Genomic DNA, 22883 nt, shown 5'->3' on the forward strand with positions numbered 1-22883 from the left:
CGCACAAATTTAACACTATCGTAAAGTGTTAAAAAGCGTTTAACCAAATGTTAACATCTATAATAAAAATAACAATCCTTAATTATTTAACATAAAATGATGAATTAAATACACTTTACTAGTTAATAAATCGATATTATCATTAATTATTACAAAATCAGCTAATTCTAGTTTTTCTTTTTGGGACCATTGATTTTTCATTCTAGCTAGAACCTCTTCTTTAGTCACAAAATCTCTATCCATCACTCTTTTCAATCGTTCTTGCAATGTTGCAGTTACTAAAATAGTTGCTTCACACCTTTTATCTCCATTAGTTTCAAATAGAATCGCAGCTTCATATAAGATATAAGAAGCATTATTATGTGTCACACAAAATTTATCAAAATCCAGATGTACTGCAGGATGTAATATTTCATTAAGCCCTTCCAACAAACTCTTATTATTGAACACCTTACTAGCAATAAAAGGTCTATTAGCCTCTAGTTTACCATTAAGTTCAACATAAGCATTTTCACCTAGTAAAGATTTAACTTTTTCAATAACCTCAGCATCATTAGATAAAATATACTTTGACCTCTCATCGGCTATATAGATAGGCACATTCAACTTTTCAAATTCTTTAGCAACGGTAGTTTTACCACTACCAATTCCTCCTGTAAGACCTATGACTATCATCGCATCACTAATATTTGAATTTGTTGAGGAGAAAACCTTATAGAAGAAACTTTATCACTAAGTATCTTTACTTCTGTCGTTATTAGATTATAATCTTCACTCAGGTCATTATAATCAACAACCGCTTTAAAATCAGATACATCAATCATTTCATACTCCTGTAACTTACAATTAAAAACAACCTCTACTTCTGAAGGTATAATCTTAACAGCAACATTATCCTTATTATTAATCACGTCTACTGGTACCATAAACGCACCTTCAGTCATTACTGCACTTTTAATTACATAGTCAACATTAGAAGGCTCAACTTTAATATCGGGATACAGTTCAACGAGATCAATATGTTTAATCACCAAAGTATCTTTAATTGCAATATCTGTATGACTCACTTCTAGTATATCTAAATCTTTAATCAACAAATCATTTCCAGTTATCACAACAGAATCTGGGATAAAGTATGGGCTCACAACTGGTAAATAATTATCCTCATAGACCGTTTTAATTTTTGATCTCAACCCCACTTTTTTGGAAATAAACTCATCGACCTTTATAGTTATAAGCTCTTCTGAGACGTACCCAATTTTATAATTATTGGCTAGTTGTGTTTTCAAACTACCCATGACTGATTTAGGATCAAAAAAATAATCTCCATTCTTATAGACATATTTCTGAAAATCAAGTTCAACAATTGGAGCGACATAACTAGCCTTAAGTAAATTAAAACCGTTACCCGTTAATTCAACATCTAACTGGTAAGATAAACCATCTTTAAGCTTCACATTACTAGGTACATTCACCCACAAAACATCCACAGCAACATGCTGTGTATAAACCTCTTTATACTTGAAAAAAAACCACAATAAACCTGCTATTAACACAAACGTAGAAAAAGTCAACCATTTTCTGTACTCAAGGCTCATAGGATGTTATTTAAAAAACAATTGCGGGAATTGATTTTTTTCTTCTTTTTTTAAAAAATTCAAGTAATAGTATGATTTTAAAAAACCAAGACCATAACCGGTGAATTGAACAATTACAGCAAAAACAGAATACAATCCGATTTTAGCACCATTTTTAATAGAACTATCTATAAAGATAAGCAGGAAGTAAAATAAAGCTAAAAATAAAAACCAGATATAACCTAATAAAAAAGAGATGAAAGAAAAAAGCAAACCTATTAAAAATAAACTAGGCAACCAGTAAATAAGCTTTGATGTATCTGGATACCATTTATTTAAAATAACCCTAACCATACCAAATTTATGAACCTGTTTATAAAATAACTTCCATGATATACGTCTTTCATGATACACATATGCCTCTTTAATTAACCTGGTGCGATAACCTGCTTTCCACAACCTTATACTCAGATCAGGATCTTCGCCGGGATGAATTTTCGCAAAACCATCGGTAGCTTGAAAAGCTACTTTACTTAAGCCCATATTAAAACTACGTGGTTGAAACTTATCAAGTTGCTCACCACCACCTCTAATTCCTCCAGTTGTAAAAAAAGAAGTCATACTATAATTGATAGCTTTCTGTAATGATGTAAAGCTATCATGTGCAGCATCTGGACCACCATAACAATCCACATAATCAGATATTAACGCATTTTCAGCGGCTAATAAATAATTTTTAGGAAGAATACAATCACTATCTAAGATAATAAAGTAATTACCTTTTGCTTTTTGCATTCCATAATTACGAGATTCTCCAGGTCCAGAATTAGTTTTAAAGTAATATGAAATGTTTACGCTTTCGCGGAAGCGAGAACACACTGTCTCACAGGTTACAGTAGAGCCATCCTCAACAATAACAACTTCAAAATCTTTGTTGTACTCTAATTGAGAAATACTAAACAGTAATTTCTCAACCTCATCTGGGCGATTATAAACAGGTATTACAAAGGAAAAATTAAGTTCTTTCACGTTGTAAAAATAGGGAATAAAAAAAGGCTGTTCAATTAAGAACAGCCTTTCTAAAAAAGTTATATAAAATTTACTCTTTCACTACTCGAATCGTAGAAGTACGACTGCCAGTAGTTACTTGAACTAGATAAACTCCAGCACTTAGAGTAGTCATATCAATTTGAGCATTAATTACACCAGGTGACACATTCATAACCTGTTGTCCTAACATATTCATAACAGATGCGCTATCTATATTTTGCAATCCACTAATACTCAATACATCTTTAATAGGATTAGGATAGAAAGTAAATCCTAATTCTTCAATGCTTGAAGAACTTGCAGTAGCATCAATAGTAAAGTTATCTACAAAGAACTCTGAATCACCAGCACTAGCAGCAACACCATTGGATCCCCAAAATGCTAATTGAACGATTCCGGTATATGAACTTAAATCTACAATTACGTTTTGTCCTGTATTAGAAACAGTCGTTGTAGAATCCCAAGTCTGTAAAGTCGACCATGTTATACCACCATCATCTGTAATTACTAATTGAACTTGCTGATCACCGGTAAAGACACCTGGAATGGTATCACTAAAGTCAGTGTGAGCAATATCAAAAATCGCTTCGAAATTACCAGTTGAACCTAAATCAAATTCTGGAGTCACTAACCAATCATTTATTGCTGCAGTGGTCCAAATATTAATCTTAGCTGCCTGACCATTAGCACTTGCCGTATCATTAGCAAAGTCATCTGTTGCCCAAGCACCATCTAGACCATTAGGTCCTGCTGCTACAGCGGTATCATCTCCTTCTGACCAGCAAACTCCTGGATATGTAGTAAAGTCATTACCTGGAGCACCAGTAGCTGTACCGTACGGCGCTACAAATGGCGCACAGCTTGTTTGATAAGTAATTGGACCTACCCAATCACTGTAATTACCCATTCCACAATCGGCTCTTACATAAACTTCAAAATTAGTTGAGGAAGCAAGTGCCGATAAAGATTCTGCTGTATTCATTGTCGATGTACCAGCTGCTGTTGGAACACCTGTACCGGCAGGCTGATTTACATATTCCCATACCGTTTCTCCACCACCTGCTGTCCATGCAACATCTGCAGAACTAGAGGTTATATTAGTAACCATTAGATTTGACGGCGGAAGACATCCTGTAAATGAATCTACAACGATATCATCTATTGACATATCACTTTCAAAGCCATTACCACGCTCACCTCTAAATCTTACTTGGATAGTTGCCCCTGCAAATGCTCCTAAACCGACATTAGTAGTTACCCATGGATCTGCCTGAACTGGTTGTTGTTGACCTACAAATGATGCTACATCATTTACCCAACCAGTTCCGTCATTGACATCAACATGTAAAGTACCCATATTAACACCATGCATATGATATGAAAAAGTTAATGCTGGATTTGTCAATGCCGACATATCAATTAATGGGGAAACTAATTCAGTTTCGGCCCCTAAAACACCTGAACTCGCCTCTGTAAAGAAGAAATTAGTTCCTGTTGCCGCAGCAAGAGGACCCGTTCCTGTAGAGCCAGTTCCTGCGCCACTAACATCCCAAGTATAGCCTGTAGTTTGCGGAGTGCTCCAACAGTTTTCTTCAACAAATGTCGTTGATACTGTAAATGTCTCAAAGCTTTCTGTATATGGTGCTACAAAAGCAGCACAAGCAGTTTCAAAAGAAAATGGCCCAACTATATTACTGAAGGCTCCACCTCCACAGTCTGAAGTTACATAAAATTCATAACAAGTTTGAGAACTTAATCCTACAATTGACAATGGATTCATAGTCGTACCTGTTACTTGAACTGCAGCAGGATCCATGGTTCCTGGAGTAAATCCACAAGGTCCATATTCTACATTCCAGATTGTAGACATTCCATTTTCTGTCCAGCCTAAATCTGCCGTAGAATCTGTAATATTAGAAGCAGACAAAATACTAGGGTTTGGACAAGCTGGAAGCTCATCTACTTTAAAGTCATCTAAACTAATATCACCTTCAAAACTACCATTACTAGTTGCTATAAATCTAAATTGAACAGTTGCACCAGCATAGGCAGATAAGTCACTTATTTGTGACAACCATGCATCAGCTTGAGTTGTTTGTATCTGACCAGGTCCTAAGGTTACAACATTAGTCCAACCAGTTCCATCATTTATTTCAAGATCTAAAGAACCTATCTGCCCTCCAAACATGTGATAGAAAAACTCTACTGACGGGTTTGTCAAAGGAGTTAAATCTATCAATGGACTAACTAAAGTAGCTACATCACCAGTTCCCGCTCCAGAGGCTTCTGTATAGAAATAATTAACTCCACTATTTGCCGCTAAAGGACCAGTTCCCGACGAAGGTGTACTACCTGCACCATCAACATTCCAATCAAAACCAGCAGTAGCTGATGCTGACCAACATTCATCTTCAACAAAAGTTGTGCTCGTTGCAAAAATTTCAAAATTCTCGAAATACGGTGCTGTAAATGCTGCACATGCTGTCGTAAATGTAAAAGGACCTATATAAATACTAGTGTCACCAGGTCCACAAACAGCTCTAACATAATACTCATAATCAGTATTAGGTAATAGTCCAGATACTATTGTGTCTGGTGTAGGAGTTACTCCTAATACCGTTACCTCAGCAGTCATAGTATCTGGTGTAAACCCAGGTAATCCTACTTCAACGTCCCATTCTGTTTCTGTTGCGCCGGCTGTCCAAGCTAAATCTGCCGTTGTATCAGTTACGGTAGGAGCAGTTAATGCAGATGGGGCTGCACATGTTGGAGGAGCTGCACATGTCACTGTCGCTGACCATCCTGGTCTTTGAACAGACCCATCAGATTCAAAAACAAATGTCAAACAACCTGAAGTAGACGTTGCTAAAAGCAATTGACCTACTAAATCTCCAGTACCACTATTATTAGCTGGATCCCAACACCATTCAGTACCTCCAGATGGAGTGTTTATAGTTGGGAAAGTGTTATCTGGACCATCATAAATAGTTAAACCGTCAAAACAACCTGTACCACTATCTTCCATATCGTTAAACGTGAAGTTCACATACACTACATCACCAGCATTATCAGGACAAATGTTGTAAGTGATGTTTTCACTATTCTGATAGTCACCAGAAGCCCCACCTGAATCTACAAATGCATCACCAGAACAATAATCAGGAGATGTAGAAGCATTAGTACATACTTGTTGAGATATATCTCCAGGTCCACATACTGCAGACACACATAATTCATAATCCGTTCCACTGCTTAGACCAGTGATTATAGTTGTAGGTGTAGTTGGGTTAGGACTCACAGCTGTAAATGCTGTAGTTCCTACTTCGCGATATTCAACAACCCATTCCACCTCTGTTCCACCAGCTATCCAGTTTAATTCTACACTACTAGAATTCACAACACCAGTAGCAAGCATAGAGATATTAGGACAAGTTGGAATATTATCAATTCTAAAATCATCGATAGAAATATCACCTGCAAATGTTCCATTTGCTTCAGCTCTTAATCTTACCTGTATAATATTACTTGTTAACGATACTGGAGCCAAATCAATAATAGCATCCAACCAATCGTCTGCTTGAGCAACCTGTTGCTGACCTACAATCATATCCACATCGTTGATCCAACCTGCCCCATCATTAACATCAACATGTAATGTTCCTATTTGAGCACCGAACATATGATACTTAAATTGAACCGATGGCGCGGTTAACGCAGTGATATCTACCAAAGGTGAAACTAACCTTGCCTCATCACCAGCCGTACCACTAGACGCTTCTGTATAGAAGTAATTACTTCCACTAAACGCGCCTAAGGGACCGGTTCCAGAAGAAGGAGTTGAACCATTATTATCAACATTCCAATCATAGGCTGAATCAGAATCAGCTGCCCAACAATTTTCTTCTACAAAAGTTGTCGTTGCTGTAAATGCTTCAAAAGTATCTAAGAAAGGTGCCGTAAATGCAGCACATTCAGTAGTAAAAGTACCAGGCCCAGACACAGCACTAAGAGCACCCATACCACAATCGGCAGTTATATAATAATCATAACATGTGAAAGAAGTTAATCCTGATATCGTAAATGGATTAGTGGTAGCAGCAACTGTTGTGGACGTTCCATCCCCAGGCACAAAGCCACATGGTCCATATTCTATACTCCATGCAGTTGCAGATCCGTTTTCGTTCCATAAGATTTCTGAGGTAATATCGGTAATTACGCCTGTAGATAAAGCTGACGGTTGAGGACAAGCAGGGATCTCGTCAAATACAACATCGTCTATAGCAATATCTGAAGTTCCTGTGAATGCGGTTTCTGTTCTTTCTGCTCTAAATCGAACTTGAACCGTTCCAGTACTATTATAAGGTAATAAATCTACCACCTGGATATCCCATGCAGAAGCTTCACTCGTTTGCTGCTGTCCTGTAAGAGTTAATACATCATTAACGAATCCAGAACCGTCATTAACATCAACGTGTAAAACACCAGTTGCAGCACCAAACATATGGGATGCAAATTGCATTGAAGGAGCTGTTAATCCAGAAATATCAACAATAGGAGCTAATAAAACTGCTTCATTACCTGCTACTCCACCATTTCCTTCTATATAAAAATAGTTACTACCACTATTTGCACCAACAGGTCCTGTATTGGTAGTAGGTGTGCTACCAGCTCCATCTATATTCCAATTCCATTCTGTAAATGAAGTGGAATTCCAAGACCCTTCCCAACAATTAGCAGCAACAAAATCTACACCTGCAGTGAACGTTTCAAAATCTTCTATATAAGCAGCTATAATTGGAGAACATTTTGTAGTAAAAGTAAAAGGTCCTACCCAAGCACTAAATCCATCTGTACCACAATTTGATCGTACATAATAGTCATATGTTGTTTCTGCCGTTAATCCAGTGACTGTTTCAGGATTAATAGCATTAAGATTTTCATAAACAGCACCTGCAGTTCCTTGAGCTACTCCAGTAGGCTGCACTTCCACTTCCCATGAAGTTGCTAAACCATTTTCTGACCAAGAAAGAACAGCACTTGTATCAAGAACTCCATTAGTTGATAATAAATTAGGATCAGGACAAGGAGGTAATTCACCTACAAGAATATCGTCTAAAGATATATCTCCTTCAAAAGTTCCTGCAGATATCGCTCTAAATCTAATTTGTATTGTCTGACCAGAATAAGCGCCCAAATTTACGATTTGCAATAACCATGCATCTCCTTGAGCGGTCTGTTGAGCACTAGAAATAGTATTAACAGCTGTCCATCCAGATCCTGTTAAATCATCTACCTCAAGAACCAAATCTCCTATCTGACCACCAAACATATGATAATAAAATTGAACAGATGGATTAGTTAATCCTGAAAGATCAAATTGAGGACCATTAAGTATAGCCTCACTAGTACCTGCGGATCCAGAACTTGCCTCAGTATAAAAGTAATTAACACCTGAAAAAGCTGCTAATGGACCTGTATTAGATGAAGGTGTTGAACCTGCACCATCTACATTCCAATCATATGCATCAACGGAAGTTGCTGACCAACATAACTCTTCTACAAATGCAGTGGTTGTAGCAAATGATTCAAAATCTTGAAGATATGGTGCTGCAGATGTAGGTGTAAACGGTAAGCATAATGTTGTTGCATTCAATAGAGTTGCTGAGCTATAATCAGGAGCTACAGGATCACAAACTGCTCTAACATAAATATCATAAGCAGTTGCATCTGACAATCCCATTAAACTAGTTGCAGGAGTGGTCATAACATTAACCACAGTTCCTTGTGCAGGATTAGAAAAAGGTGCTGATATTATTCCTACTGGAGCGTATTCAACTTCCCATTCTGTTTCTGTAGAACCAGCTGCCCAATCAATATCCATACTATTAAATGATATATTAGTTGCTTGAATCGCCGTAACTATTGGACAAGATATTGATGTTTGTGCAGTATAAGGACCGGCCCATAAACTCAAATCTCCCATTCCACAATCGATTCGCACATAAAAATCATATGACGTATCAGAGGAAAGACCTGTAACATCTGCAAATGGAGCTGTAAACTGTTGAACTACGGTACCGCCGCTACCTTGTGTGTAAGGTGATGGGCCATACTCGACATCAAAAATAGAACTAGGATTTCCGTTAGCATCCCAAACAAAAGAAACACTATTTGCCGTCTGTGTTACTGGTGCAAAATTTGAAGGACTAGGACAAGACTCTGTTGTCGTTAACTGAATTGGGCCTTGACAGGCGCTTTGATCGCCAGGTCCACAAACCGCAATAACATAGACATCGTAAGTAGTCACAGAGCTTAGTCCTGAAATCACAAATGGATTTGACGTAGCTGTAATTTGAGTCCCTCCTGAACCACAAGAATATGGAGCAACACCATATTCTATTATCCATTCCATTTCGGAACCTCCAACGGTCCAAGCAATCTCTGCAGAGTCTGCCACAACATTATTGGATGTAATATTAGAAACAGCGGGACATGTAGGACAGGTTGCAGTCCCGTTAAAAAAGTTTCCAGTTGCAGGTGAAAACCCAGAATTAACTACTACAATTCCTTCAGAATCGAACAAAGTAAATTCATTATCACCAGGCGTTACAGCATCAGCTATATAGTCTAATGATATGGCATCTCCATCATTAACAGTTATCGAGACTGTGTTAATATTCCCGGGAGGATTAGGTACCGTATACACTTGTGGTGTACCACCATTTATGGTGACAGATATCTGCGCACCATTATTCCATCCATCTCCAAAATTATCCAGCAATTCTAACGAATAGTTGCACTGAGCAACCATCATAGAAACAGTGAATAAAGCTAAAAGCGTAGCGTAAAAATGTTTCATAATAATATTTTAGTATTAAATAATAAGAAGATGAATGTAAGCATTAAGATTAAATTAACAACCTAAGACAGGTTGATTATCGTTAAAATCCCTAAAAAAAAGGTTAAATAAATAAGATGAAATACATTTAAAACTATAAATAAAGAAGTATACTACCTTAATAAATGTTAAAACACAGAGTTAAATACAAATAATTAAAATAATATAATTACAACAGCAAAATCATAAGTTATCAATATTCTTACCAAAAACATGGTCTAGATAAATAAGTAACTTCCGCGAAAGCGAGATTCCAAAAATTCCATATAACTATGAATGTAGTAAATATCATGAATAAAAAAAGGCTGTTCTTAGTAAGAACAGCCTTTCTAAAAAAGTTATATAAAATTTACTCTTTCACCACTCGAATCGTAGAAGTACGACTGTCAGTAGTTACTTGTACTAGATAAACACCAGCACTAAGAGTAGACATATCAATTTGAGCATTAGTAACACCAGGTGAAACATTCATAACCTGTTGTCCTAACATATTCATAACAGATGCGCTATCGATAGTTTGCAATCCATTAATATTCAATACATCTTTAACAGGGTTAGGATAAAAAGTAAATCCTAATTCTTCAACACTTGAAGAACTTGCAGTAGCATCAATAGTGAAGTTATCTACAAAGAATTCAGTATCACTAGCACCAGCACCTACACCATTAGATCCCCAGAATGCTAACTGAACAACTCCTGTAAAAGAACTTAAGTCTACAACTACATTTTGTCCAGTATTAGATATAGTAGTGGTAGAATCCCATGTCTGTAACGTTGTCCATGTCATACCACCGTCATCAGTAATTACTAATTGAACTTGCTGATCAGCAGTAAATACTGCAGCTGTAGAGTTAGCAAAGTCAGTATGAGCTATATCAAATATAGCTTCAAAATTACCAGCTGTTCCTAAATCAAATTCCGGTGTTACTAACCAGTCATTGATAGCAGCAGTGGTCCAAATATTAATCTTAGCTGCCTGGCCATTAGCACTTGCCGTATCATTAGCAAAGTCATCTGTTGCCCAAGCTCCATCTAGACCATTAGGTCCTGCTACCGTAGCAGTATCATCACCTTCTGACCAGCAAACTCCTGGATATGTAGTAAAGTCATTACCTGGAGCACCAGTAGCTGTACCGTACGGAGCTACTATAGGAGCACAATCAGTTGCAAAGTTAATAGGACCAACCCATGAACTAAAGTTACCCATACCACAATCTGCTCTTACATAAACTTCAAAGCTAGAAGAAGAAGCTAAACCTGAAACAGATTCCATAGTGTTCATAGTTGAAGTTCCAGCTCCAGTTGGAGCTCCAGAACCACTAGGCAATACGGCATATTCCCATACCGTTTCAGAACCACCAGCAGACCAAGAAATATCAACAGAAGTTGCAGTGATGTTAGCTGCTGCAACATTAGTTGGAGTTAAACAACCATTAAAGTCATCAACAATAACATCATCTAGAGATATATCACCTCCAAAAGAAGTACCACGAGTTCCTCTAAATCTAATCTGAACGGTTGCACCAGTGTAAGCACCTAAACCTACAATTGTAGTTTGCCATGCATCTGCTTGATTGGTTTGTTGTTGACCTACTAGAGTAAACACATCTGGTGTCCATCCCGTACCATCATTAATATCGACATGTAACGTATCAAAGTCTGGACCCCACATATGATAAGAGAATGAAAGTGCTGGATTAGTCAATGCAGACATATCAATTAACGGAGATAAAAGCTCTGCCTCATCACCAACAGCACCTGAAGAAGCTTCAGTAAAGAAATAATTAGAACCTGTTGCTGCTGCTAGAGGCCCAGTATTAGTAGAACCTGTTCCACCAGTACTCACATCCCATGTATAACCAGAAGTTTGAGGTGTACTCCAACAATTCTCATCAGCGAAAGTTGTTGAAACTGTAAATGTTTCAAACCCTTCAGTATAAGGAGCTAAAAGTGCACCACACTCTGTTGTGAATGTTGCTGGACCAGCTGTTCCACTTAATGTACCCATTCCACAATCTGCAGTAACATAAAACTCATAACAAGTCTCTGAAGTTAAACCAGATATCGCAAACCCTATATTAGAAGTAGCCACTACACTAGTACCAGTTCCAGGTGTAAAGCCACAAGGACCATATTCAACATTCCATGAAGTAGCTGAACCATTCTCATTCCAAGAAATTTCTGCGTCCACATCAGAAACATTAGCAGATGTAAGAATTGATGGTTGTGCACAAGCAGGTAATTCATCAAAAACAACATTATCTAGAGCAATATCACTGGTTCCAGTAAAACCGGAATCTGTACGTTCAGCTCTAAACCTAACTTGTACAACAGAACCTGTAAACGTACTTAAGTCAATTACACCTAATTCCCATGGCGCATTACCATCAGCTTGCTGCTGACCTGAAATTAACACCACATCATTAACAAAACCAGAACCATCATTTACATCAACATGTAATATACCAGTAACAGCACCAAACATGTGATAGTTAAACTGCACTGATGGAGCTGTTAATGCAGACACATCTACTAAAGGAGATAATATTGTCGCTTCATTACCAACAGCACCTCCGTTACCTTCTATATAGAAGTAAGATGAGCCATTAAATGCTAAGTTAGGACCTGTATTAGTTGTAGGTGTACCTCCAGCGTCATCAAGATTCCAATCCCAAGCTGTAAAACTAGTAGAATCGAAACTTCCTTTCCAACAATTCTCTTCAGTGAAGTCAAGATTAGCAGTAAAGGTTTCAAAATCCTCAATATAAGGAGCTGTTAATGGCGCACATTCTGTTTTAAATGATAATGGGCCTACAGTATTACTAAACGCACCAGCGCCACAATCTGAAGTTACATAGAAATCATAAAGTGTATCTGGCATAAGACCAGATGCAGTTTCCGAATTTGTAGCTGCAGCATTTAAATACGCCGCTGGCATAGTTCCTTGAGCCACACCTTGAGGCTGTACTTCAACTGTCCAAACGGTTGAACCACCATTCTCAGTCCAAGATAAATCAGCAGTAGTATCAGTCAAGTTAGAAGCACTTAAGAAACTAGGGTTAGGACAAGCTGGCAGCTCATCTACTCTAAAGTCATCTAAACTTATATCTCCTTCAAAAGTACCTGCACTTGTAGCCACAAATCTAAATTGAACTGTTGAACCTGCATAAGCAGATAAGTCACTGATTTGAGATACCCACGGATCAGCCTGCGCTGTTTGTATTTGTCCAGGACCTATTGTAATAACATTAACCCAACCTGTACCATCATTTATTTCAAGATCTAAAGTTCCTATTTGACCACCAAACATATGGTAGAAGAACTCTACAGATGGAGTTGTCAATGGACTAAGATCCACTAATGGAGAGACTAGCGTAGCAACACTAGTACCTGATGTACCAGAACTTGCTTCAGTATAAAAATAATTCACACCACTATTTGCATTTAAAGGACCAGTCCCTGTTGAAGGCGTACTACCTACTCCGTCAACGTTCCAGTCATAAGCATCAACAGAAGTTGCTGTCCAGCAAAGCTCCTCTACGAAATTAACATTAGGGGCAAATGTTTCAAAGTCTTCAAAATATGGAGCTGGTAAAGCATCACATAAAGTTTGGAAAGTAGATGGTCCAACCCATACTGATGTATCAGTTGCACCACAAATTGCTCTCACATAATAATCATATTGTGTACTGCCTTGTAATCCAGTTATAGTATATGGATTAGTAACACCAGTTGCAGATCCACCAAGTGGCGCTGCTGGAGGCATACCTTGCGTATAACCTATTGGTCCCCATTCTACATCATAAGTTGTAGCAGTTCCATTTTCAGTCCAACTAACAGTTGCATCAGTTACCGTGATTGAAGCATCATCCACTAATAGAGCAGATGGTGCTGGACAAGTTGGTATTTCATCAACTCTAAAATCATCAATAGAAATATCACCCGCAAACGTACCATTCGATTCTGCTCTTAATCTTACAGATAGTTCTGTTCCTGTTAAACCAGTTATAGCACTAATATCAACGATTCTCTGAATCCAATCATCAGCTTGAGCTGTTTGTTGTGCACCAACAATCATATCTACATCATTAATCCATCCTGTACCATCATTAACATCAACATGAAGAGTACCTATTTGTGCACCAAACATGTGATAATAAAACTGAATAGAAGGAGCCGTTAAAGCAGAGTAGTCAATAATTGGAGAAACTAATCGAGCCTCTGCACCAGTAGATGAAGCCTCTGTATAGAAATAAGTCGTTCCACTAAAGGCCATTAAAGGACCTGTACCTGTACTTGGTGTTGAACCATTATCATCAACATTCCAATCATATGTTCCATCTGCATCAGCTGACCAGCAATTCTCTTCTAAGAAATTTGTCGAAGCAGTAAACGCCTCAAAGTTATCGGAATAAGGTGCTGTAAAAACAGCACAAGCCGTTTGGAAAGAAATTGGCCCAGACCACACAGAGAATCCTGCAGCACCCATACAATCAGTTCTAACATAAACATCATAATTAGTGAAAGCTGTTAAACCTGTCCAGTTATAAGGATTAGCTGTTGCAGTTTGTTGAATCCCAGTTGTAGTAGCATCTGGAGCAGGATCGCCTGCCGGTTGTACTAAAACCTCATAACTAGTTGCAGCCGTAGCATTCGTATCTGCAAAATCTACATCAACCGTTGTATCTGTAATATTCAAAGCAGCTAGCATACTAGGTGGTGAACAAAAAGAACCACAAGTTTCAATTCTTAATAAATCTATAGCCATATCACCGGCAAACCCATTATTAGCAGCTTCATCACCTGTAATTTGCAGATAAATCACTTGACCTAAATAAGCATCTAGATTAACTCCTACGGGAGCCCATGGATCATTTCCAGCAGTTTGAAGTTGACCTACAGCAGAAAATTCATTAGTCCAAGGTCCAGTAGGTGATGTTCCCACATTCACACGGATTTCCCCTATATCAGTTCCAAAGGCAAAGTAATAAAAACTTAATTCTGCTCCATCCGTCGCAAAACTTAAATCAATAGCAGGAGAAACAATAGCTGCAGGAGTAGTTACTGTTCCTGAAGTTTCAATATAAGCAAATCCACCACCACTAAATGGTGCATCTGGACCTGTATTAGTTGAAGTTGGTGACACAGCTCTATTAAAGTTCCATAAGGCAGCAGTTGTAGTACCTACTCCTATATCTCCAGTCCAACCATTATCATTAGTTTCAAATTCTTCTTGGAATACGAAGACATTATCCATACCTGGACAACTTACACCTGACGGTGGTAAGAATGCTGTAGTAAAAGTATCGGGTCCTGTTTGAGCACTTAATGTACTCATACCACAATCTGCTGTTACATAAAAATCATATGTCGTTGTATCATCTAATCCTGTAATTGTGTATGGATTTGTTGTTACAGAAACCTCAAATACATCAGGATCAGTAGCCGAAGTACCAGGAACAAAACCTGTTGGACCGTATTCAACAATCCAAGTTGTTTCAGAACCTTGACTTTGCCATGTAATTTCGGCATCATTTGCGTTAAGAACACCTGTATTCAACAAAGAAACAGGAGCACAAGCTGGTGCTTCTTCAACACTAAAATCATCAATAGCCATATCACCAGAAGTAAAACTTGCTCTAGTGGAAACAAAACGTACTTGAATATCACCTGTATAACCAGCTAAATTGATAATTGCTTGTTCAAAAGGATCACTACCTGCCGTCTGAACTTGACCAGAACTTGTAAACAAGCCCGTTTGCCATGTTGTACCATCATACACATCAACACTTAAGTCTCCCATGTTAGGACCAAATAAGTGGTAATAGAATTGTACCGAAGGCTCTGTTAAACCATCAACATTAATAATTGGAGAAAACAAAGTTGCTGTATCACCATCATTACCTAATGTCTCTATATACATGTATGCTGTACCAGAATTTGCAGCATCAGGACCTGTACCTCCAGATGGAGTTACACCGGTTGTAGTTACATTCCAGTCATACTCACTGAAGTTATTAGTCCCCATAAATGTTGCAGACCAACAGTTTTCTCTTTCAAAGTCTGTATTTGCAGTAAAAGTCTCAAAATCCTCAGAATAAGGCAAAGCTGTCGTTGCAGCTAGTGGCAGACATTGTGTCGCAATCGAAATATTTTGAACAGAGCTATAATCTGGAGCTACAGGATCACAAACTGCTCTTACATAAATATCATAAGCAGTATCATCTGTTAAACCTGTAAGTTGTGTAGATGGATTAGTCATCACATTTACAACTGTACCTTGAGAAGGCGTGGAGAATGGTGTCGTAATTGTTCCTGCTAACGCCCACTCAAGTTCCCATTCTGTTTCCGTTTGACCTGCTAACCAAGAAATATCAGCTAAATCAGAACCTACAAAATCAGCTTGTAAAGCACTAACTGGAAAACAAGATATAAGAGTTTGAGCCGTATAAGGACCTACCCATAGACTAAAGTCACCCATTCCACAATCTATGCGGATATAAAAATCATAACTAGTATCTGAAGCTAACCCAGTAACATCTGCAAAAGGTGCCGTAAACTGTTGAACTGGAGTCCCACCAGAGCCTTGAGTATAAGGAGAAGGCCCATAGTCTACTTCAAAAGTAGGATTTGGATTTCCATTTGCATCCCATACAAATGAAATACTATTAGCAGTCTGTGTTACTGGCGCAAAATTAGATGGGCTTGGACAAGATTCAGTCGTCGTTAACTGAATTGGACCTTGACAAGCACTTTGATCCATTGCTCCACAAACAGCTATAACATATACATCATATGTAGTTATAGAACTTAAACCTGTAATTGTGAATGGATTTGAACTTGCTGTAACCTGAGTACCACCAGAGCCACAAGTATATGGTGCAACACCATATTCAATGATCCATTGTGTTTCAGTACCACCATTCACCCAAGCAATCTCAGCAGAATCTGCAACGACATTGTTTGAGGTTATATTAGTAACTGCTGGACATGAAGGACATGATGCAGCACCACTAAAAAAGTTACCAGTTGCTGGTGAAAAGCCTGAAGTTACCACAACAATTCCTTCAGAATCATAAAGTGTAAATTCATTATCACCAGGTGTCACTGAGTCAGCAACATAATCTAATGATATCGTATCACCATCGTTTACAGTAATAGATACTGTGTTAATGTTTCCTGGAGGATTAGGAACGGTATACACCTGAGGTGTACCACCATTAATAGTCACAGAAATCTGTGAACCATTACCCCAACCATCACCGAAGTTATCCAGCATTTCTAATGAATAGTTACACTGGGCAACCATCATAGAAACAGTGAATAGAGCTAAAAGAGTAGCATAAAAATGTTTCATAGTAAATTTTAAAGGTTATTTAACGCTCAAAATAACACTTAATAATATCATAAAACAATAGAAAAGCTTTTAATCGATAAACTGATAAATATCTAGACAAAAAAAGAGCTGCCTTTCGGCAGCTCTTTAACATAAATGAATTTATTAATTTACTTTTTAACTACTCTTCTAGTAGCACTAGTCGAACCTGATTGAATTTCAAATAGATACAATCCAGTCGCTAGATCAGAAATATCAATTACAGCATTCTCATTATTAACAAGAATTATTTTCAATTGTTGCCCTAATAAGTTTGTTACTGTGACATTATCGATAATTACAGTTCCATTAATATTCACAATACCTGTTGAAGGGTTAGGGAATAATTTAAGACCTGCTTTCGCGAAAGCGTCTCCATTACTAGCCGTTGCATCAATAGTAAAATTGTCTACAAAGAAATCATTATCCTCTGAATCAGGTGTAACACCGTTAGTTCCCCAGAAAGCTAACCTTACTACACCAGAATATGCCGAAAGATCAATTTCTATATTTTGACCTGTAGGCGATATTACAGAAGAACTGTTCCATACTTGAAGTGCTGTCCAAGTAAGTCCAGCATCATCAGAAATTAAGAACTGTACTTCATCATCAGTTCCTAAACTAGCCTGAATCCCTGTATCGTCACCAAATTCTGTTAAAGCGATATCAAACAACGCACTCATATTATGACCTGTAGCTCCTAAATCAAAATCAGGAGTTACTAACCAATCGTTAATTGCGCCAGTAGCCCATATGTTAATTTTTGCAGAAGCACCATTAGGACCGCCAAAAACATTTGCATAATCATCTGTTTGCCATGCCCCATCACTTCCATTTGGTCCTACAGCTACAGCAGTATCATCACCTTCTTCCCAACATGTTCCTGGGAAAGTAGTAAAGTCATTTCCTGCAGCACCTGATATTGCACCATACGGAGTTGGTAAAACATCACAAGGAGTAGTAAAGTTTAGTGGTCCAACCCAATCACTTAGGTTACCCATTCCACAATCAGCTCTTACATAAACTTCAAACGAAGTTATTGCTGTTAAACCTGCTTCTACTGCACTAGTAACAGTTACAGGCGTTCCTGCTACTGTTGGCACACCAGTACCTGCAGCTTGAACTATATATTCCCACGCTGTTTCTGTGCCACCAGCATTCCATCCAAAATCAACTCCAGTTGCTGTAACTGAATTTAAAACTAATGAATTAGGTGCTAAACATCCATTAAACTCTTCAATAACAAAATTATCAATAGCAATGTCTGATTCAAAACCAGCTCCACGTTCACCTCTAAATCTAATCTGCACTGTTCCTCCACCATAAGGCGTTAATCCTAATGTTGAAGTTAAGTAAGCATCACCTTCTGCTGTTTGCTGTTGTCCATTTATAACAAGCACATCATTAATGAAACCTGTACCATCATTTACATCTACATGTAAATTACCCATATTAATACCAAACATATGATAAGAGAATGTCAATGCCGGATTTGTTAATGCAGAAACATCCACAATAGGTGCGTATAATTCTGCAATATCACCAAGATTACCACTTGATGTTTCTACATACATATAATTACCAGTATTTATTGCTGGAGCAGGACCTGTTCCACCAGAGGCTGTTAAAGTTGATGGCGCAGCAACCCAACCTAAACTAGCTGTATTTACAGCAGACCAGCAGTTCTCTATATTAAAGAAATCTGCAGCACCAGGGAAACCACTGGTAGTCGTTGTAAAAGTTTCAAAGTCTTCTGTATATGGAGCCGTTAAAGGATTACATACCGTCGTAAATGTTCTAACATTAGAGGCTACACTAGCAGCACCAGAACAATCAAAAGTTACATAAACATCATAACAAGTATTATCTGTTAATCCTGTAATAGTATAAGGATTACCAGTTGCTACCACTGTAGTTCCAGATCCTGGTGTAAATCCACAAGGTCCATATTCAATATTTACTGCCGTTGCTAGTGGCTCTGTAGTCCAAGATACAGTAGCAGAATCATTATTAAATGAATCAATAGCAACCATCAAAGGATCTGGACATGTAGGTTGATCTTCAACAATAACATCATCAATATACATTCTCCATCCATCAGTTGTTGATGGCGGAATTCTAAATGCAATATACACCGGTCCAGTATAAGCAGATAGGTCAATAATCTCTTCTACATAAGTCACGTTACTAAATAATGTAACTGGAAGTAAAGTGTTTGTAAAATCTACAGCACTTGAACCTGTTGTAGAAAGTAACACTTCCATATTATTCGGTTCAGTAGCACTTTGTACTCTATACTGATATTTTAAGCGCTGCGCACCTGTTAAGTTTAATTGTGGAGAAATTAAATAATCATCGTCTGCTCCACCATTAAAGTCTGTTGTTATTGCAGCTACTTGATCACCTTCAAATGGATTAAAGCTGTAATCAATATCCCATTGATCACCATCACCATTTGCATCTAATACAGTCCAGCATTGCTCTGTTGTACTCGCTGTATTAAACCCTTCTTGGAATGGCACATTAAACGCGACACATGCTGTACAAAACGTTCCTGTCGTAGACCAAGGACTAAATCCACCCGTTCCACAATCAGATCTTACATAGTAATCATAACATTGATTCGGAACTAAACCTGTCAATGTATATGGATTCGAATTAACAATTACTGCAGTTCCAGCTCCAGTTCCAGGCAAGAAACCTACTGGACCATATTCTAATTCCCAAGTTACAGACGCACCTTGCTCTGTCCAAGTAATATCTGCCGTAGTCGTTGTAATGCTTGTAGCATCTAACATTACTGGCTCATCACAATCTGGTATCGACTCAAAACGTACATTATCTATATACATCCTCCATCCATCAGTTGTTCCTGGCGGTATTCTCCAAGCAATATATACATCACCAGTATAAGCTGATAAGTCGATAGACTCTGTCATGTAGGTAACATTTGCAAAGTTAGTTACTGGTAACAATTGAGTAGTAAAATCTGCTGGGGCATTTGTAGCTGTTGATATTAGAACTTCCATATCATTAGGTTCACCTGCACTTTGAACTCTGTAATCATAACGCACTCTTTCATTACCCGTTAATGTAATCGCTGGAGAGATCAAATAATCATCGTCAGCTCCACCATTAAAGTCAGTAGATATAGCTGCTACTTCATCACCTTCACTAGGGTTTGATGCATAATCCATATCCCACGCATCTCCATCACCATTAGCATCAACTACAGTCCAGCAATCTTGAGTTGAACTTGAAGAGTTGAACCCTTCAGAGAATGGTACCGTAAATGCAAGACAAGTGGTACGACCTGCTAATGGACCAACCTGCGCACTTACATTAGTCGCACTACAATTACCTGTGATATAGAAATCATATTCTGTATTTTCTGTAAGACCAGAAACTGCATATGGATTAGTTGTTACTGTGACCACAGTTCCAGTACCAGGAACGAAACCTACAGGACCATATTCTATATCCCATTCGGTCTCTGTCGATCCTACCGTCCATGATAAGTTAATAGTATCGCTAGTTGAAGAATCAACTGCAAAGGCACTAGGCACTGGACAAGCTGGCGGAGCCGCACAAGTAACAGCTGCTTCCCATCCAGATTCTTGAACAGAACCATCAGATGTAAATACAAACGTAATACATCCAGAAGGAAGAGCACCAATTAACATAACTTGCGTTAAATCACCAGTACCTTGGAACGCCGCTGTACTAGCAGGATCCCAACACCATACATCTCCAACTCCATTAGGAGGGCTGATTACTGGGAAGGTGTCATCCGGACCTGCGTAAATAGTCAATCCATCATAACAATCATTAGAAAACTCACGTTCCTCAGTATCAAATGCTGTAAAATCTACATAAACTACATCTCCAGCGTTATCTGGACAAATTGTATATGTTGTATTCTCGCTAGCATTATAGCCAGCAGTTGTTCCACCAGCATCAGTAAAAGCATCTCCTGCACAATAATCCTTTGTAGTAGAACCAGTTAATGAAACCGGGATAGATTCATCACCAGGCCCGCATAAAGCCGTTATATAAAATTCGTAAGCAGTATCACTCGTTAAACCTGTTATCGACGTACTAGCCATTGTTGGGTTAGGTGTTACTAGTGTTCCAGACCCAATTGCGAATCCAGGCGCACCATATTCAACTCTCCACTCAGTTTCTGTACCACCAGCAGTCCAAGAAAGATCTAAAGACGATGCAGAAGAAAGATCAATCATTTGACCAAACACTACTGGACATGTAGGCGGAGCCGCACAAGTAACTGCAGCTTCAAATCCAGCTCGTTGTCCACCACCATCAGATTCAAAAACAAATGTCAAACAACCAGAAGGTAATTTACCTATTAATAATTCCTGAACTAAATCTCCAGTTCCAGAACCTGCGTCCCAACACCATTCTGTTCCACCACCAGGAGGATTAATGGTAGGAGACAATGTATCTGGTCCGTCGTATACTGTTAAACTATCCCAACAACCAGCAAAGGAAGTTTCCAATTCAAAAGCAGTAAAATCTACATAAACAACATCGCCAGCGTTATCTGGACAAACAGTGTATGTAAAGTTCTCACTTGCGCCATAGTCGCCTGCTACTCCACCAGAATCTACTAGTAAATCACCTGCACAATAATCTGCCGGCGTTAAAACACTTGCGCAAACAGGTGTAGATAAATCCATAGGACCACAAACAGCAGTTACACAAACGTCATAATTCACACCAGATGACAACCCAGTAAGAGTAAATGGATTATTAGTCATTGAAGTAACGGTAGTACCAGTTCCAGCAACAAATCCTGCAGGACCATATTCTATACTCCATTCTGTCTCAGTTCCACCTGTCGTCCAGGCAACATCAACAGATGTTTGACTAACGTTAGAAAATGTAATACCAGAAATATCTGGACATGATTGTGCTGTAGTAGCTGTATAAGGACCAGCCCAAAGACTTAAATCACCCATCCCGCAATCAATACGCACATAAAAATCATAAGTAGTATTTGCCGCAAGACCTGTTACATCTGCAAAAGGCGCTGTGAATTGCTGCACCATTGTACCTGAACCTTGAGTAAAACCAGTAGGCCCGTATTCAATATCTGCAATAGTACTAGGGTTTCCATTTGCGTCCCATATAAATGATACACTCGTAGCTGTTTGAGTTACAGGAGCAAAATTAGAAGGCGTAGGACAAGACTCTGTAGTAGTAAAACTTGCAGGTCCTTGAGAATTACTTAAATCTGTAGCAGAACATTTTGCTCTTACATAAACATCATAATTCGTAATGGCACTTAAACCGTTAACGGTTGCAGGATTCGTAGTTGCTGTAGTAACTACACCTGAACCTACTGTAAAACCAGTTGGCCCTACTTCAATTTCCCATTCAACCTCGGTTCCTACTTGGGTCCAACCGATTTCAGCTGCATCAGCAACCACATTATTTACAGTTATAGTAGTTACCGCAGGACATGTAGGACATGAGGCTGATCCATTGAAATAATTACCTGTTGCCGGTGAAAATCCAGAATCAATTACAATTATTCCTTCAGAATCAAAAAGGGTAAATTCATTATCTCCAGGTGTTACCGCATCTGCGATATAGTCTAGAACTAATGTATCTCCATCATTAACAGTTAGGGAAACAGTATTTTGATTACCAGGAGGATTAGGGACCGTATACACAGCAGGAGTACCATTAATGGTAACTGTAATTTGTGCACCATTTCCCCATCCGTCACCGAATGCGTCTCTCATTTCAAGAGAGTAATTACATTGTGCTGAAGCTAATGCGGCAGCAAAAAACAATGCAATTGAAAGTAGTTTTTTTAACATGAGTTAGTAGTTTGATTTAATAATGTCGAATATAATATTTTACAATCAATTAACACTGTTAAATTTTTAATGTTGTAGGAAAGTGTATCTATATGTATTTAATTGTTTTTACGCTTTCGCGAAAGCATAATAAAAAA

6 protein-coding genes are annotated in these 22883 nt (G+C 38.2%); all 6 read right to left on the bottom strand.

Annotated features, from left to right (window positions below):
- Nucleotides 1-78: 78 nt before the first annotated feature.
- A complete protein-coding gene (gene coaE / locus R1T42_RS06685) occupies nucleotides 79-675 on the bottom strand; it encodes a dephospho-CoA kinase (RefSeq protein ID WP_317291774.1) in 597 nt (198 codons plus the stop codon).
- Nucleotides 672-1598, bottom strand: a complete 927-nt coding sequence (locus R1T42_RS06690; protein ID WP_317291775.1) for a YbbR-like domain-containing protein — start codon at nucleotides 1596-1598, stop codon at nucleotides 672-674. Before R1T42_RS06690 ends, coaE begins: the two co-directional genes overlap by 4 nt.
- Nucleotides 1599-1604: 6 nt before the next feature.
- The gene (locus R1T42_RS06695) at nucleotides 1605-2606 is read right to left on the bottom strand and encodes a glycosyltransferase (RefSeq protein WP_317291776.1); all 1002 of its coding nucleotides are present in this window, start codon (nucleotides 2604-2606) and stop codon (nucleotides 1605-1607) included.
- A 70-nt stretch (nucleotides 2607-2676) separates the two neighbouring features.
- Nucleotides 2677-9486, bottom strand: a complete 6810-nt coding sequence (locus R1T42_RS06700) for a fibronectin type III domain-containing protein (RefSeq protein ID WP_317291777.1) — start codon at nucleotides 9484-9486, stop codon at nucleotides 2677-2679.
- 388 nt (nucleotides 9487-9874) lie between these two features.
- Nucleotides 9875-16882 carry a fibronectin type III domain-containing protein gene (locus R1T42_RS06705; protein ID WP_317291778.1) on the bottom strand — a complete coding sequence of 2336 codons (7008 nt, stop codon included), beginning with the start codon at nucleotides 16880-16882 and terminating at the stop codon, nucleotides 9875-9877.
- Nucleotides 16883-17031: 149 nt separating this feature from the next.
- Nucleotides 17032-22746, bottom strand: coding sequence for a T9SS-dependent choice-of-anchor J family protein (locus R1T42_RS06710; protein ID WP_317291779.1), 5715 nt, complete (start codon nucleotides 22744-22746; stop codon nucleotides 17032-17034).
- Nucleotides 22747-22883: the final 137 nt, after the last annotated feature.

Source organism: Nonlabens ulvanivorans (assembly GCF_032922765.1).
Lineage (GTDB): Bacteria > Bacteroidota > Bacteroidia > Flavobacteriales > Flavobacteriaceae > Nonlabens > Nonlabens ulvanivorans.

What these genes read in the sequence shown, in the direction of transcription:
- coaE (WP_317291774.1), bottom strand. Translation starts at nt 675, where the DNA reads ATGATAGTCATAGGTCTTACAGGAGGAATTGGTAGTGGTAAAACTACC.
- R1T42_RS06690 (WP_317291775.1), bottom strand. Translation starts at nt 1,598, where the DNA reads ATGAGCCTTGAGTACAGAAAATGGTTGACTTTTTCTACGTTTGTGTTA.
- R1T42_RS06700 (WP_317291777.1), bottom strand. Translation starts at nt 9,486, where the DNA reads ATGAAACATTTTTACGCTACGCTTTTAGCTTTATTCACTGTTTCTATG.
- R1T42_RS06705 (WP_317291778.1), bottom strand. Translation starts at nt 16,882, where the DNA reads ATGAAACATTTTTATGCTACTCTTTTAGCTCTATTCACTGTTTCTATG.
- R1T42_RS06710 (WP_317291779.1), bottom strand. Translation starts at nt 22,746, where the DNA reads ATGTTAAAAAAACTACTTTCAATTGCATTGTTTTTTGCTGCCGCATTA.